Source organism: Pseudomonas sp. P20 (genome assembly GCF_016463925.1).
GTDB classification, from domain to species: Bacteria; Pseudomonadota; Gammaproteobacteria; order Pseudomonadales; family Pseudomonadaceae; genus Pseudomonas; species Pseudomonas aeruginosa.
This window is the reverse complement of sequence record NZ_JAEMVM010000029.1, coordinates 96,887-110,018: the sequence shown is the minus strand read 5'-3', so window position 1 is coordinate 110,018 and position 13,132 is coordinate 96,887. Positions and strand designations below refer to the sequence as shown.

11 protein-coding genes are annotated in these 13,132 nt (G+C 68.4%); 9 read left to right on the top strand and 2 right to left on the bottom strand.

All coding sequences use genetic code 11. The features are described from left to right. Positions 1 to 79 precede the first annotated feature (79 nt). The 3 genes from JHD77_RS27375 (at position 80) to JHD77_RS27365 (ending at position 2,773) form a co-directional block, all read left to right on the top strand. Positions 80 to 973 carry a LysR family transcriptional regulator gene (locus tag JHD77_RS27375; protein WP_003144059.1) on the top strand — a complete coding sequence of 298 codons (894 nt, stop codon included), beginning with the start codon at positions 80 to 82 and terminating at the stop codon, positions 971 to 973. 103 nt (positions 974 to 1,076) lie between these two features. Beyond that, positions 1,077 to 2,375, top strand: a complete 1,299-nt coding sequence (locus tag JHD77_RS27370) for an NAD(P)/FAD-dependent oxidoreductase (protein ID WP_031755316.1) — start codon at positions 1,077 to 1,079, stop codon at positions 2,373 to 2,375. Between the two features lie 32 nt (positions 2,376 to 2,407). After that, entirely contained in the window at positions 2,408 to 2,773 is a 366-nt protein-coding gene (locus JHD77_RS27365) for a cupin domain-containing protein (protein WP_003089408.1), read from the top strand. A gap of 746 nt (positions 2,774 to 3,519) precedes the next feature. Here the strand turns inward: JHD77_RS27365 and gntR are convergent. Beyond that, complete coding sequence (gene gntR / locus JHD77_RS27360; RefSeq protein ID WP_003107131.1) at positions 3,520 to 4,551, bottom strand: LacI family DNA-binding transcriptional regulator GntR; 1,032 nt, start codon at positions 4,549 to 4,551, stop codon at positions 3,520 to 3,522. Positions 4,552 to 4,745: 194 nt separating this feature from the next. Between gntR and JHD77_RS27355 the strand changes: the two genes are divergently transcribed. The 6 genes from JHD77_RS27355 (at position 4,746) to JHD77_RS27330 (ending at position 11,417) form a co-directional block, all read left to right on the top strand. After that, positions 4,746 to 5,267: a gluconokinase, GntK/IdnK-type gene (locus JHD77_RS27355; protein ID WP_003107130.1), complete on the top strand. Its 522-nt coding sequence runs from the start codon at positions 4,746 to 4,748 to the stop codon at positions 5,265 to 5,267. 96 nt (positions 5,268 to 5,363) lie between these two features. Further along, positions 5,364 to 6,716 carry a GntP family permease gene (locus JHD77_RS27350; protein WP_003107128.1) on the top strand — a complete coding sequence of 451 codons (1,353 nt, stop codon included), beginning with the start codon at positions 5,364 to 5,366 and terminating at the stop codon, positions 6,714 to 6,716. A gap of 25 nt (positions 6,717 to 6,741) precedes the next feature. Further along, positions 6,742 to 6,885: a hypothetical protein gene (locus tag JHD77_RS27345; protein ID WP_003089416.1), complete on the top strand. Its 144-nt coding sequence runs from the start codon at positions 6,742 to 6,744 to the stop codon at positions 6,883 to 6,885. 163 nt (positions 6,886 to 7,048) lie between these two features. Beyond that, entirely contained in the window at positions 7,049 to 8,674 is a 1,626-nt protein-coding gene (locus JHD77_RS27340; protein ID WP_003115067.1) for an NADP-dependent glyceraldehyde-3-phosphate dehydrogenase, read from the top strand. A 217-nt stretch (positions 8,675 to 8,891) separates the two neighbouring features. Further along, on the top strand, positions 8,892 to 10,151 hold the full coding sequence (locus JHD77_RS27335; protein ID WP_003117845.1) for an acyl-CoA dehydrogenase family protein: 1,260 nt from the start codon (positions 8,892 to 8,894) through the stop codon (positions 10,149 to 10,151). A 30-nt stretch (positions 10,152 to 10,181) separates the two neighbouring features. Then, positions 10,182 to 11,417: an SfnB family sulfur acquisition oxidoreductase gene (locus tag JHD77_RS27330; RefSeq protein WP_023115331.1), complete on the top strand. Its 1,236-nt coding sequence runs from the start codon at positions 10,182 to 10,184 to the stop codon at positions 11,415 to 11,417. 60 nt (positions 11,418 to 11,477) lie between these two features. Here the strand turns inward: JHD77_RS27330 and JHD77_RS27325 are convergent, their stop codons facing one another. Continuing rightward, positions 11,478 to 12,887, bottom strand: coding sequence for an LLM class flavin-dependent oxidoreductase (locus tag JHD77_RS27325; protein ID WP_003107490.1), 1,410 nt, complete (start codon positions 12,885 to 12,887; stop codon positions 11,478 to 11,480). Positions 12,888 to 13,132 lie beyond the last annotated feature (245 nt).

Here is a 13,132-nt window from a genome sequence, read left to right as displayed (position 1 = left end):
TAAGAGCGCTGCAAAAGCGGAAAAAGACGGATAGAGTTCCGTTCTATCCGGACCATCATGTCCGTAATCGGAGCCTTGCATGGACAGCCTCAGCGGTTTCACCGTCTTCGTCCGCGTCGCCGAGACCCGCAGCATCGTCGGCGCCGCCCGGACCCTCGGCGTCAGCGCCTCGGCGGTGGGCAAGCGGGTCGCCCGCCTGGAAGAGAAACTCGGCGTGCGCCTGTTCCACCGCAGCACCCGCAGCATCACCCTGACCGCCGAAGGCAGCCTGTTCCTCGAGCGCAGCCGGCGCATCCTGGCCGAGATCGAAGCCACCGAGCTGGAGCTGTCGCAAAGCCGCGAGACCCCGCGCGGGCGCCTGCGGGTCAGCCTGCCGCTGGTCAGCGGGCTGGTCCTGCCGACGCTCGCCGATTTCATGCAGGCCTATCCGGACATCGAGCTAGACCTCGACTTCAGCGATCGCGTGGTGGATGTCGTCGACGAAGGCTTCGACGTGGTCCTGCGCACCGGCCAGCCGGTGGATTCGCGGCTGTCCATGCGCGAACTGGGTGAGTTCCAGCTGAAGCTGGTCGGCTCGCCGGCCTACTTCGCCCGCCACGGCACGCCGCGCTGCCCGGAAGACCTGCTGCGGCACACCTGCCTGCACTACCGCTTCCCCAATACCGGCCGCCTCGAGGAATGGCCGCTGCGCCGCGCGGACGGCGAAGCCCCGCCGCAGATTCCGGTGTCGATGGTCTGCAACAACATCGAGACCCGCGTCTGCTTCGCCCTGCGCGACCAGGGCATCGCCTGCCTGCCGGACTTCTCGATCCGCGAGGCGCTGCGCGAAGGACGCCTGGTCAGCGTCCTCGACGCCTTCTGCGAGCGCCGCGCGCGATTCTTCCTGCTCTGGCCGTCCGGCCGCCAGGTCTCGCCCAAGCTGCGCGCCTTCATCGACTTCGTCGCGCCACGGGTGATCGCCACGCTGGGCTGAAGCGCGCCTGGCAGGGCCGGTCAAGCCGGCGGCAGACAGGAACAAGACCGCGGCGGCCACGGAGCGTCTAATAGGTACATCCACCCCTTGCCAGGCCGCATCCATGATCAACATCGAGACGCCGACCTACTACACGGCGACCAAGAAGTACGAATTGTCCTTCCCCTCCCTGGAAACCGACCTGGACGCCGACGTGGTGGTGATCGGCGGCGGCTTCTCCGGGATCAACACCGCGCTTGAGCTGGCCGAGCACGGCATCACCGACATCGTCGTGCTGGAGGCCCGCCACCTCGGCTTCGGCGGTACCGGGCGCAACGGCGGGCAGATCATGGCCGGCATCGGCCACGACCTGGAGAAGATCCGCAAGGACGTCGGCGAGGACGGCCTGCGGGCGATCTTCGAGATCAGCGACCTCGGCGCCGACATCATCAAGGGCCGTATCGAGAAGTACGCCATCGACGCCGACTTCTGCCATGGCTACGGCTACATGGGCTTCAACGCACGCCAGGCGAAGACCCTGCAGGCCTGGGAAAAGGAATTCCGGTCGCTCGGCTCGCCCCATGAGATCCGTTACCTGCACGGTGCCGAGGTGCGCCAGATCATCGGCTCGGACGCCTACGGCAGCGCCCTGCTGCACATGGGCGGCGGCCATGTGCACTCGCTCAACCTGCTGCTCGGCGAAGCCAAGGCGCTGGCCGGCCTCGGCGCACGGATATTCGAATACAGCCCGGCGCTGGAGGTGCAATACGGCGAGCGCATCCGCGTGCGCACGGCCAAGGGCTCGGTCACCGCGAACAAGCTGCTCTGGGCCTGCGACAGCTTCCTCAACCGGCTCGAACCCGAGCTGCACCGCACCACCATCAATACCTACGCGTTCCAGATGATGACCGAGCCGCTGCCGGACGAACTGATCCAGCGGATCAGCCCGATCCGCGGCGCCTACAGCGACATCCGCCCGGTCATCGACTACTACCGGGTGACCAACGAGAACCGCCTGCTGTTCGGCGCCGCCACGCCCTTCGTCGAACGCATCCCCGGCGACCTCAAGGCCTGGAACCGCAAGCTGATGCTGAAGATCTTCCCCTACCTGGAGCACATCCGCATCGACCTCGCCTGGGGTGGGCCGATGGCTTGCAGCGCCAACCTGTTCCCGCAGATCGGCAGCCTCTCGGGGCGGCCCAACGCGTTCTTCGTCCAGGGTTATTCCGGGTTCGGCGTGACCCCCAGCCACATCGTCTGCAAGGTCCTCGCCGAAGGCATGAGCGAAGGCTCGGCGCGCTACGACCTGCTCAGCTCGGTGCGCCGCATCCCGATCCACGGCAAGGACCACTTCCGCCCGCTGCTGCTCAGCGCGGGCAAGACCTGGCACCAGCTCTCCGGCTACTGGAGCGGCCGGCGCTGAAACCTACCGATCACTCTACAAGGAGCATTCCCATGGCCATTACCGTTATCCGCCACGGCATCACCCTCGACGAACTGGACGCCTGGGGCAGCGTCGCCGACCTCGGCTCGGAGATCCTCGAAGGCGAGGTGAAAGCCTTCGGCAAGATGACCGCAGGAGCCCCCACCGACCCGGTCAGCGCCGCCTACTTCGGCACCACCGCCGGCAAGTTCCGCATGACCTATCCGTTCAGCGAACAGGCCACGGTGGTCAGCGGCGAGGTCCGCCTCACCGACGAGTCCACCGGCCAGAGCACGCTCTACAAGGCCGGCGACAGCTGGTTCGTCAGCAAGGGCACCCCGGTGCTCTGGGAGGTTGCCGACGGCGGCTTCGTCAAGCATTACTACGCGGTGGCTTGAGACACCGGCGTAACGGCGAGCCATTACGCCCGGAGGCGCTGCCAGCCCTCGACACGCCCCCGTAGGGCGAATAACCGCTCGCGGTTATCCGCCGTGAAACCCGGCGTAACGGCGGATAGCGCCTGCGGCGCTATTCGCCCTACCCGGCAAGCCGTTACGCCCGGAGGCGCAACCCAGCCCTCGACACGCCCCCGTAGGGCGAATAACCGCTCGCGGTTATCCGCCGTGAAATCCGGCGTAACGGCGGATAGCGCCCGCGGCGCTATTCGCCCTACCCGGCGAGCCGTTCCGCCCGGAGGCGCTGCCCAGCCCTCGACATGTCCCCGTAGGGCGAATAACCGCTCGCGGTTATCCGCCGTGAAACCCGGCGTAACGGCGGATAGCGCCTGCGGCGCTATTCGCCCTACCGGCAAGCCGTTACGCCCGGCGACGCTGCCCAGCCCTCGACACGCCCCGTAGGGCGAATAACCGCTCGCGGTTATCCGCCGTGAAACCCGGCGTAACGGCGGATAGCGCTTGCGGCGCTATTCGCCCTACCCGGCAAGCCGTTACGCCCGGCGGCGCTGCCCAGCCCTCGACACGCCCCCGTAGGGCGAATAACCGCTCGCGGTTATCCGCCGTGAAACCCGGCGTAACGGCGGATAGCGCCTGCGGCGCTATTCGCCCTACCCGGCAAGCCGTTACGCCCGGCGGCGCTGCCCAGCCCTCGACATGTCCCTGAACGGCCGCACCGTCGGGCCGCGGGCTCAGGTGCTCTCCCGCGCCATCAGCTCGAACCCCATGTCCAGCGCGCTATCGCGCACCTCCTTGCCAGCGATCAGCGCCAGCAACTGCTCCGCCGCGCGCCGGCCGATGGCTTCGCGCGGGGTGCGGATGCTGCTCAGGCGCGGGACCGTGCAGTCCGAACCCGGCAGGTCGTTGAAACCGAGCACGGCGATCTGTTCCGGCACCTTGACCCCACGGCGCAGGGCCTCCAGCAGCGCGCCCTGGGCCAGGTCGTCGTTGCAGAAGAACACCCCGTCGACCTGCGGCTGGCTGGCCAGCAACTGCACGAAGAGTTCGCCGCCGAGGGCCACCGAGGACGGCCGCGGCGTAAGGATTTCCAGCCCCGGGTCGTAGCAGCCGGCCTTTTGCAAGGCGCGGCGGAACCCCTCGCCGCGCAGCAGGGTGCGCTGGTCGAGCTGGGCGCCGATGTAGGCCAGGCGCCTGCGGCCGCGTGCCAGCAGGTGCTCGGCGGCGGCCTCGCCGGCGCGCAACTGGGAGAAGCCGACGCAATTGAGCCCGGAGCCGGAGTCCAGGTCCATCATGTACACGCAGGGAATGCCGCTGGCCTCGATCATCCGCCGGGCGCTCTCGGTGCGCTCGAAGCCGGTCAGCAGCAGGCCGCGTGGCTGGTAGGCCAGGTAGTTGCGGATCAGGTCCTCTTCCTCGTTGCGCGAGTAGTGGAAGTTGCCGATCAGCACTTCCAGGCCCTGCGGCCGCAGTACCGCGTGGATCGCCTCGAGGGTCTCGATGAACAGCAGGTTGGCCAGCGACGGCACCAGCACCGCCACGCTGTGGCTTTGCGCCGAGGCCAGCGCGCGCGCCGCGGGGTTGGCCACGTAGCCGAGTTCGCGGGCGGCGTCGCGGACCTTCTGCGCCAGTTCTTCGGCGACGCTGGCGACGCCGCGCAACGCGCGCGACGCGGTGATCGGGCTGACCCCGGCACGGCGCGCGACTTCGTTGAGGGTGGGACGTCCGGTGGTTCGCGTGTTCTTGTCGTTCTTGGTGATGCTCATCGTGGCCTGCTTGCCAAACAAAATTCCAGGCACTAAGGTAGCGCTGTCTCGCGACCTGGGCAATCGCCTGAGGCGGCCTGTCCGCCACTGCCCGCGCGGGATTCGACAGACCACAACGACAAGAAGGCGGAGCCAGGCTCGCGCGATTTTTTCCAGGTCGCAAAGACAGCGCTGTCTCACGCTTGAGGTGTTCCATGCATCCACCCCTCCAAGCCCTGGTCATCATGGGTGTCGCCGGTTGCGGCAAGTCCAGCGTCAGCCAGGCCCTCTGCCAGCGCAGCGGCGCCCACGGCATCGAAGGCGACAGCTTCCATCCCGCCGCCAACATCCGCAAGATGAGCGCCGGCATCCCCCTCACCGACGACGACCGCGCCGGCTGGCTGGACACCCTCGCCGAGCAGCTGCGCCAGGCGGTGGCCGCCGGCAAGCTGCCGGTACTGACCTGTTCCGCCCTCAAGCGCGCCTACCGCGACCGGTTGCGCCGCGCGGTGCCCGGCCTCGGCATCGTCTACCTGGAACTGACCCCGGCGGTCGCCGCCGAGCGCGTCGCCCAGCGCCCCGGCCACTTCATGCCGGCGACCCTGATCGACAGCCAGTTCGCCGCCCTCGAGCCGCCGCTCGACGAACCCCTGACCCTGCGCCTGGACGCCACCCTGCCGGTGGAATGCCTGGCGCAGGCCGCCCACGCCTGGTGGCTGGAGCACGCCGCCGCCTGAAGTCTTTCGCTTGTCCGACAAAGATAGCGCTACCCCGAAAAAGCGCTTCAATGAAACAGCAACTCCGGTAGAACAACGACAAAAGGAGAGCCCTCCATGTTCGGCATGTCACACGATGCCTACCTGCTCCTCGACGCCCTGGTGACCATCATCGGCCTGATCGTGCTGATCACCCGCTTCAAGGTGCATCCCTTCATCGCCCTGATCATCGCCGCCGGCTTCCTCGGCCTGACCTCGGGGATGCCGGTGGAGAAGATCGTCAAATCCTTCCAGGACGGCTTCGGCGGCGTGCTCGGCTTCGTCGGCGTGATCCTCGCCCTGGGCACCATGCTCGGCAAGCTGATGGCCGATTCCGGCGGCGCCGACCAGATCGCCCGCACCCTGATCCGCGCCTTCGGCAAGGAGCGGGTGCACTGGTCGATGATGCTCGCCGCGTTCCTGGTGGGCATCCCGCTGTTCTTCGAGATCGGCTTCATCCTGCTGATCCCGCTGGTGTTCATCGTCGCCCGGCGCAGCGGCGTGTCCCTGATCAAGATCGGCATCCCGTTGCTCGCCGGCCTTTCCGCGGTGCACGGTCTGGTGCCGCCGCATCCCGGCCCGCTGCTGGCGATCGGCGTGTTCGGCGCCGACATCGGCAAGACCATCCTCTACGGCCTGATCGTCGCCCTGCCCACCGCCGCCATCGCCGGCCCGCTGTTCGGCGCGCTGGTCTCGCGCTACATACCCGGCACGCCATCGGCGGAACTGGTCGAGCAGATCGCCCACGAGCCCGAGACCCAGGACCTGCCCAGCTTCGGCGTGACCCTGGCGACCGTGCTGCTGCCGGTGTTCCTGATGCTGCTGAAGACCTTCGCCGACGTCGCCTTCCCCGATGGCCACGCGTTCCGCGCCTGGATGGACATGATCGGCCATCCGATCAGCGCCCTGCTCCTGGCCCTGCTGGTGGCGCTCTATACCTTCGGCTACGCCCGTGGCTTCGACTCGAAGAAGATCCTCAGGCTGCTCGACCAGAGCCTGGCACCGACCGCCGCCATCGTGATGATCATCGGCGCCGGCGGCGGCTTCAAGCAGATGCTGGTGGCCAGCGGGGTCGGCGACGTCATCGGCCATCTCGCGGTGAACGCGCAGATCTCGCCGATCCTGCTGGCCTGGCTGGTGGCCGCGGTGATCCGCATCGCCACCGGCTCGGCCACCGTCGCCACCATCACCGGGGCCGGCATCGTGGTGCCGGTGATCGACCTGATTCCCGGCGTCAACCGCGAGTTGCTGGTGCTCGCCACCGGCGCCGGCTCGCTGATCCTCTCCCATGTCAACGACGCCGGGTTCTGGCTGGTCAAGCAGTACTTCAACATGAGCGTCAGCGAGACCTTCAAGACCTGGACCGCGATGGAGACCATCCTCTCCGTGGTCGGCCTGGTCTTCATCCTGTTGCTGTCGCTGGTGCTCTGAGCACCAGCCCGACCGGAGTTCAGCCATGACCGAACCAATGCAACGCCCCGACCACGAAGCCTCGCGCTGGCCGCGCGACTTCGATATCCGCCAGCGCTATGCCGAGCAGCAGGAACTGCTTGAGCCACCGCCGGCGCGGCCCCGCGAAGAGCCTACCGCCGACGCCTGAAGCCAGCCGGCGCCATGCCTTTGCTCCCGCCCCCCACGAAGCGGGAGCAAAGGCTGATTTCCGGCAAGGGCGCGACGGTTTTCCTGCTGAAACGATTTACCTTCGATCCGGACCGCGCTACAACAGTCCCACGCCTTTCATCCACGTCATTCGAGGACCCGCCATGACCGCCCCGCTCCACCTCGATTCGCTGTTTCCCAGCCTCGACGCCATTCCCGAGCAGTACCGCCCCGACGCCCCCATCGAGCAGCGCGACTACCTGGTCGACGGCCAACTGCGACATTGGGACGGCCCGCTGGCGCCGGTACGCAGCCCGGTATTCCTCGCCGAGGCCGACGGCGAGCGCCAGGTGATCCTCGGCAGCACCCCGCTGCTCGACGCCGACGCCGCGCTCGCCGCGCTCGACGCCGCGGTGCGGGCCTACGACCACGGCCAGGGCCTGTGGCCGAACCTGCGGGTGGCCGAGCGCATCCAGCACGTCGAACGCTTCCTGGCGCGGATGCGCGAGCAACGCGAGGCGGTGGTCAAGCTGCTGATGTGGGAAATCGGCAAGAACCTCAAGGACTCCGAGAAAGAGTTCGACCGCACCTGCGACTACATCGTCGATACCATCGAAGCGCTGAAGGAACTCGACCGCCACTCCAGCCGTTTCGAACTGGAACAGGGCACCCTCGGCCAGATCCGCCGGGTTCCACTGGGCGTGGCGCTGTGCATGGGGCCGTACAACTATCCGCTGAACGAAACCTTCACCACCCTGATCCCGGCGCTGATCATGGGCAATACGGTGGTGTTCAAGCCGGCCAAGTTCGGCGTGCTGCTGATCCGCCCGTTGCTGGAAGCCTTCCGCGACAGCTTCCCGCCAGGAGTGATCAACGTCATCTACGGGCGCGGCCGGGAAACCGTGTCGGCGCTGATGGCCAGCGGCAAGGTCGACGTGTTCGCCTTCATCGGCACCCATTCCGGCGCCAGCGACCTGAAGAAGCTGCACCCCCGCCCGCACCGCCTGCGCGCCGCCCTCGGCCTGGACGCGAAGAACCCGGGTATCGTCCTGCCGCAGGTCGACCTGGACAACGCGGTGAACGAGGCGGTCACCGGCGCGCTGTCCTTCAACGGCCAGCGCTGCACCGCGCTGAAGATCCTGTTCGTCCACGAAAGCGTGCTGCGACCGTTCCTCGACAAGTTCAGCGCGCGCCTGGCCAGCCTCAAGCCGGGCATGCCGTGGGAACCGGGAGTGGCGCTGACGCCGCTGCCGGAGCCGGGCAAGGTCGACTATCTCGAAGGCCTGCTGAACGACGCCCTGGCCAAGGGCGCACGAGTGGTCAATGCGGGCGGCGGCGAGCATCGGCAAAGTTTCTTCTACCCCGCTCTGCTGAGTCCGGTGAGCCCGGACATGCGCCTCTACCACGAGGAGCAGTTCGGTCCGCTGGTGCCGGTGGTGCCCTATCGCGAGCTGGACGAGGTGATCGACTACGTCCTGCGCTCCGACTACGGCCAGCAGTTGAGCCTGTTCGGCAACGACCCGGCGCAGATCGGCCGGCTGGTCGACGCCTTCGCCAACCAGGTCGGCAGGATCAACGTCAACGCCCAGTGCCAGCGCGGCCCGGACAGCTACCCGTTCAACGGCCGGAAGAATTCGGCGGAAGGCACCCTGTCGGTCCATGACGCGCTGCGGGTGTTCTCCATCCGCACCCTGGTGGCGACCCGCGACACCGAGGCGAACAAGACCCTGGTCAGCGAGATCATCCGCAACCGCGCGTCGAACTTCCTCACCACCGACTACATCTTCTGAAGCGCCTGTCCCTCTCCCGCCGGGAGAGGGACCTGCCGCCACCTCCCCCACTGTCCGCCAGGCAGCAGCCGCGCAACAGGCTGCCGCCCCGGCAACACCTCCTGCTCGCGCGAACCCGCGCAACCAGTGGCCTGCGCGGGTCGGCACAGGCTGTGCAACGGCCCGGACTCCAGGGTAGCCGTCGACCGGACGGCCCCGCTGCCTACCAGGAGTCCGCATGAACGCCCGCGTCCATCCCGAAGCCACCGCCGCCAGTCTCTCCGAAGGCGCCGACTACGAACTGCTCGCCCAGCGTTTCCGACCGATCTTCGCGCGCATCGCCGAAGGCGCCGTCGAGCGCGAACGGCAACGCGAACTGCCCCACGAGGCGATCGCCTGGCTCAAGCAGGCCGGCTTCGGCGCCGTGCGCGTGCCGCGCGAGCACGGCGGCGCCGGCGCCTCGCTGCCGCAGTTGGTTCAGTTGCTGATCGAACTGGCCGAGGCCGACTCCAACATCACCCAGGCCCTGCGCGGCCACTTCGCCTTCGTCGAGGACCGTCTCAATGCCGAGCCCGGCCCTGGCCGCGACCGTTGGCTGCGGCGCTTCGTCGAGGGCGACCTGGTCGGCTGCGCCTGGACCGAGGTCGGTTCGGTACGGCTGGGCGAAGTGCTCACCCGCGTCTCGCGCAAGGACGACGGTCGCTGGGTGGTGAACGGCAGCAAGTACTACAGCACCGGCAGCCTCTTCTCCGACTGGATCGATCTGTATGCCCAGCGCGACGACACCGGCGCCGACGTGATCGCGGCGATCCGCACCGACCAGCCCGGCGTGCGCCAGAGCGACGACTGGGACGGCTTCGGCCAGCGCACCACCGGCAGCGGCACGTCGCTGTTCGAGGACGCCGAGGTGGAGGAAGAGAACCTCATCGACTTCGCCAGCCGCTTCAAGTACCAGACCGCGTTCTACCAGTTGGTCCTGCTCGCGGTGCTGGCCGGCACCGGCCGCGCCGCCTTGCGCGACGTCGCCGCCGAGGTGCGCGGGCGGACCCGTATCTACAGCCACGGCAATGCCCCGCGAGTCAGCCAGGATCCCCAGGTGCAGCAGGTGGTCGGGCGCATCGCCGCGCGCGTCTACGCCGCCGAGGCGGCCACCCTGCGCGCCGCCGAAGCGGCCCAGCGCGCCTACCTGGCGCGCTTCGTAGGCGACCCGCAGGCGGAGAAGGAGGCCAATATCGCCGCCGAGATCGAATCGGCCAAGGCCCAGGCGATCGTCGCCGAACTGGTGTTGCAGGCCACCAGCGAGCTGTTCGACGCCAGCGGCGCTTCCGCCGTCGGCCGCGGCAAGCAGCTCGACCGCCACTGGCGCAATGCGCGCACCGCCGCCTCGCACAATCCCCTGATCTACAAGCAACGGATCGTCGGCGACTGGGAGATCAACGGCAGCGAGCCGCCCTACGTCTGGCAGATCGGCAGCGGTCCGGCCACGGCGTCCCGCTGAACCTCGCCCATCCCATCGCAAGGAGTTGCCATGAGCGCACTGGAAAAGAACGCCGCCGATCCCTATCGGCAACCGCTGCCACGGACCCCGGCCCGGCGCATCGCCGACGACGCCGAGGCGATCCGCGTCGCCCGCGAACTGGCCGGGCTGTTCGCCGAGGAAGCCTCGCTGCGCGACCGCCAGCGCCGGCTGCCGGTGGCCGAACTGGAAGCCTTCTCGCAGAGCGGCCTATGGGGCATCAGCGTACCGCGCGCCTACGGCGGCGCCGAGGTCGGCTACCGGACCCTGGCCGAAGTACTGAAGACCATCGCCGCGGTAGACCCGTCCCTGGCGCAGTTGCCGCAGAACCACCTGGCGGTGCTCGACCATTTGCGCCTGGACGGCAGCGAGGAGCAGAAACGCTTCTTCTACGGCCTGGTGCTAGACGGCGTGCGCTTCGGCAACGCCTTCTCCGAACGCCACAGCCGTACCGTCGCCGAATTCCAGACACGAGTCCTGGCGGATGGCGACGGGTTCCGCATCGACGGCCGCAAGTTCTATTCGAGCGGCGCCCTGCTCGCCCACTGGGTACCGGCCGTCGGCCTCGACGCCGAGCAGCGCGCGCACCTGGCGTTCATCCCGCGCGACGCGCCGGGGCTGACGGTGATCGACGACTGGTCCGGCTTCGGCCAGCGCACCACCGCCAGCGGCACCGTCATCCTGGACAACGTGCGGGTGCCGGCCGAGCACGTCATCCCGGTGCACCGCGCCTTCGACCGCCCCACCGCCGCCGGCGCCGTATCGCAGTTCATCCAGGCCGCCATCGACGCCGGCATCGCCCGTGGCATCCTCGCCGAGACCGTGCAGCAGGTGCGCCGCCACGCGCGGCCATGGATAGACGCCAACCAGCAGCATGCCTGGGAAGACCCCTACACCATCCAGCAGGTCGGCGACCTGCGCATCCGCGTGCGCGCCGCGGAAGCCGTGCTCGACCTGGCGGGCGACGCCATCGAAGCGGCGCTCGCCGCCCCCGACGAGGAGAGCGTGGCCGCCGCCTCGATCGCCGTGGCCGAGGCCAAGGTGCTCACCACCGAAGCCGCCCTGCTCGCCGCCAACCGGCTGTTCGAACTGGCCGGCACGCGCTCGACCCTGGAGGAACTCAATCTCGACCGCCACTGGCGCAACGCCCGCACCCACACCCTGCATGACCCGGTGCGCTGGAAATACCATGCCATCGGCAACTACCAGTTGAATGGGGTGAAGCCACCGCGGCACGCCTGGCTCTAGGAGCCGTCCCGGGCCCTGGGGCGGATATCGCCACCGGCGTCATCCCGCCGTCCGCCCAGGTCAGGCCGGCAGCGCGTTGCGCCCGGCCTCCTTCTCCCAGAGCGCCCGCAGGTCGCGATAGCCGGCCGCCGGATGGGAATCCGGCAGCCGCGGGCCGTCGCCGAACAACTTCTCGCGCAGAGTCCCCGGCGCATATTCGGTCTTGTACACCCCGCGCTTCTGCAACTCCGGCACCAGCAATTCGACCACGTCGCTGAAGGTTTCGTGGGCCAGCGCATAGGCCAGGTTGAAGCCATCCACGTCGGTGTCCTCCACCCACTCCTGCAACAGGTCGGCGACGGTCGCCGGGCTGCCGACGAACAGCGGGCCGAAGCCGCCGATACCGACCCAGTCGGCCAGCTCGCGGACCGTCCAGGTGCGCGTCGGATCGGCGCTGGAAAACGCTTCCACCGCCGATTGGATCGCATTGGTGTGGATGTGCCGCAGCACCTGATCCGGCCGATACTGGCCGAAGTCGATCCCGGTCCAGCCGGAGATCAGCGCCAGGGCCCCTTCGTAGCTGACGAAGGCGCGGTATTCGTCGAACTTGGCCCTGGCCTTGGCGTCGGTTTCGCCCAGCACCACCGTCTGCAGGTTGAACACCAGTACCTTGCGCGGATCGCGGCCGGCCTCGGCGACGCGCTGGCGGATGTCGGCGACCGCCTGCTTGAGCACGGTCTTCGATGGCGCGGCGACGAACACGCACTCGGCGTGCTCGGCGGCGAAGCGCTTGCCACGACTCGACGCGCCGGCCTGGTAGAGCACCGGCGTGCGCTGCGGCGACGGTTCGCAGAGATGGATGCCGGGTACCTGGAAGTGCTCGCCGACATGGCGGATCTCGTGAATCTTGCCCGGGTCGCTGAAGATCCTTCGGCGACGGTCGCGGAGCACCGCGCCGTCCTCCCAACTGCCTTCGAAGAGCTTGTAGAGCACCTGGAGGTATTCGTCGGCATAGTCGTAGCGGCGGTCGTGGTCGAGCTGGGCCTGCTGGCCGAGGTTGCGCGCGCCGCTTTCCAGGTAGGAGGTCACTACGTTCCAGCCGATCCGGCCCTTGGTCAGGTGGTCCAGGGTCGAGAGTCGGCGGGCGAAGGGATAGGGATGCTCGAAGGACAGCGAGGCGGTCAGGCCGAAGCCCAGGTGGCGAGTCACCGCGGCCATCGGCGTGATCAGCGCCAGCGGGTCGTTCACCGGTACCTGGGCGGCCTGGCGGATCGCCGCGTCGCCATTGCCGTCGAGCACATCGTAGATGCCCAGCACGTCGGCGATGAACAGTCCGTCGAAACGGCCGCGTTCGAGCAACCGCGCCAGGTCGGTCCAGTACTCCAGGTCCTTGTACTGCGAGGAGCGGTCGCGCGGATGCGCCCAGAGGCCGGGCGACTGGTGGCCGACACAGTTCATTTCGAAGGCGTTGAGACGGATTTCGCGCGGCATGGGGACTCCTTGGCTTGCCTGTGCATCCGGCACCCCGTGCACAGCCCGTGCCGGGCCGCGGGGCCGCGCCGGATAAGGCCTGGGTGGCAAGCCCCTGTCGCTGTGCGGGCGCAACTGCTGGGCAAGTGTTGGTGGATCAACACATTCGCCCGCCCCACCCGAGCCCCGAACCCCGTAGGGCGAATAGCGCCCCAGCGCTATCCGCCAACGCACCGGTACCCCACCCGGCGGATAGCCGCGAGCGG

Excerpts from the sequence above, each read along its gene's own strand:
- JHD77_RS27325 (WP_003107490.1), bottom strand. The coding sequence starts at position 12,887 with ATGCCGCGCGAAATCCGTCTCAACGCCTTCGAAATGAACTGTGTCGGC.
- JHD77_RS27350 (WP_003107128.1), top strand. The coding sequence starts at position 5,364 with ATGTTCGGCATGTCACACGATGCCTACCTGCTCCTCGACGCCCTGGTG.
- JHD77_RS27375 (WP_003144059.1), top strand. The coding sequence starts at position 80 with ATGGACAGCCTCAGCGGTTTCACCGTCTTCGTCCGCGTCGCCGAGACC.
- gntR (WP_003107131.1), bottom strand. The coding sequence starts at position 4,551 with ATGAGCATCACCAAGAACGACAAGAACACGCGAACCACCGGACGTCCC.
- JHD77_RS27365 (WP_003089408.1), top strand. The coding sequence starts at position 2,408 with ATGGCCATTACCGTTATCCGCCACGGCATCACCCTCGACGAACTGGAC.
- JHD77_RS27345 (WP_003089416.1), top strand. The coding sequence starts at position 6,742 with ATGACCGAACCAATGCAACGCCCCGACCACGAAGCCTCGCGCTGGCCG.
- JHD77_RS27330 (WP_023115331.1), top strand. The coding sequence starts at position 10,182 with ATGAGCGCACTGGAAAAGAACGCCGCCGATCCCTATCGGCAACCGCTG.
- JHD77_RS27355 (WP_003107130.1), top strand. The coding sequence starts at position 4,746 with ATGCATCCACCCCTCCAAGCCCTGGTCATCATGGGTGTCGCCGGTTGC.
- JHD77_RS27340 (WP_003115067.1), top strand. The coding sequence starts at position 7,049 with ATGACCGCCCCGCTCCACCTCGATTCGCTGTTTCCCAGCCTCGACGCC.
- JHD77_RS27335 (WP_003117845.1), top strand. The coding sequence starts at position 8,892 with ATGAACGCCCGCGTCCATCCCGAAGCCACCGCCGCCAGTCTCTCCGAA.
- JHD77_RS27370 (WP_031755316.1), top strand. The coding sequence starts at position 1,077 with ATGATCAACATCGAGACGCCGACCTACTACACGGCGACCAAGAAGTAC.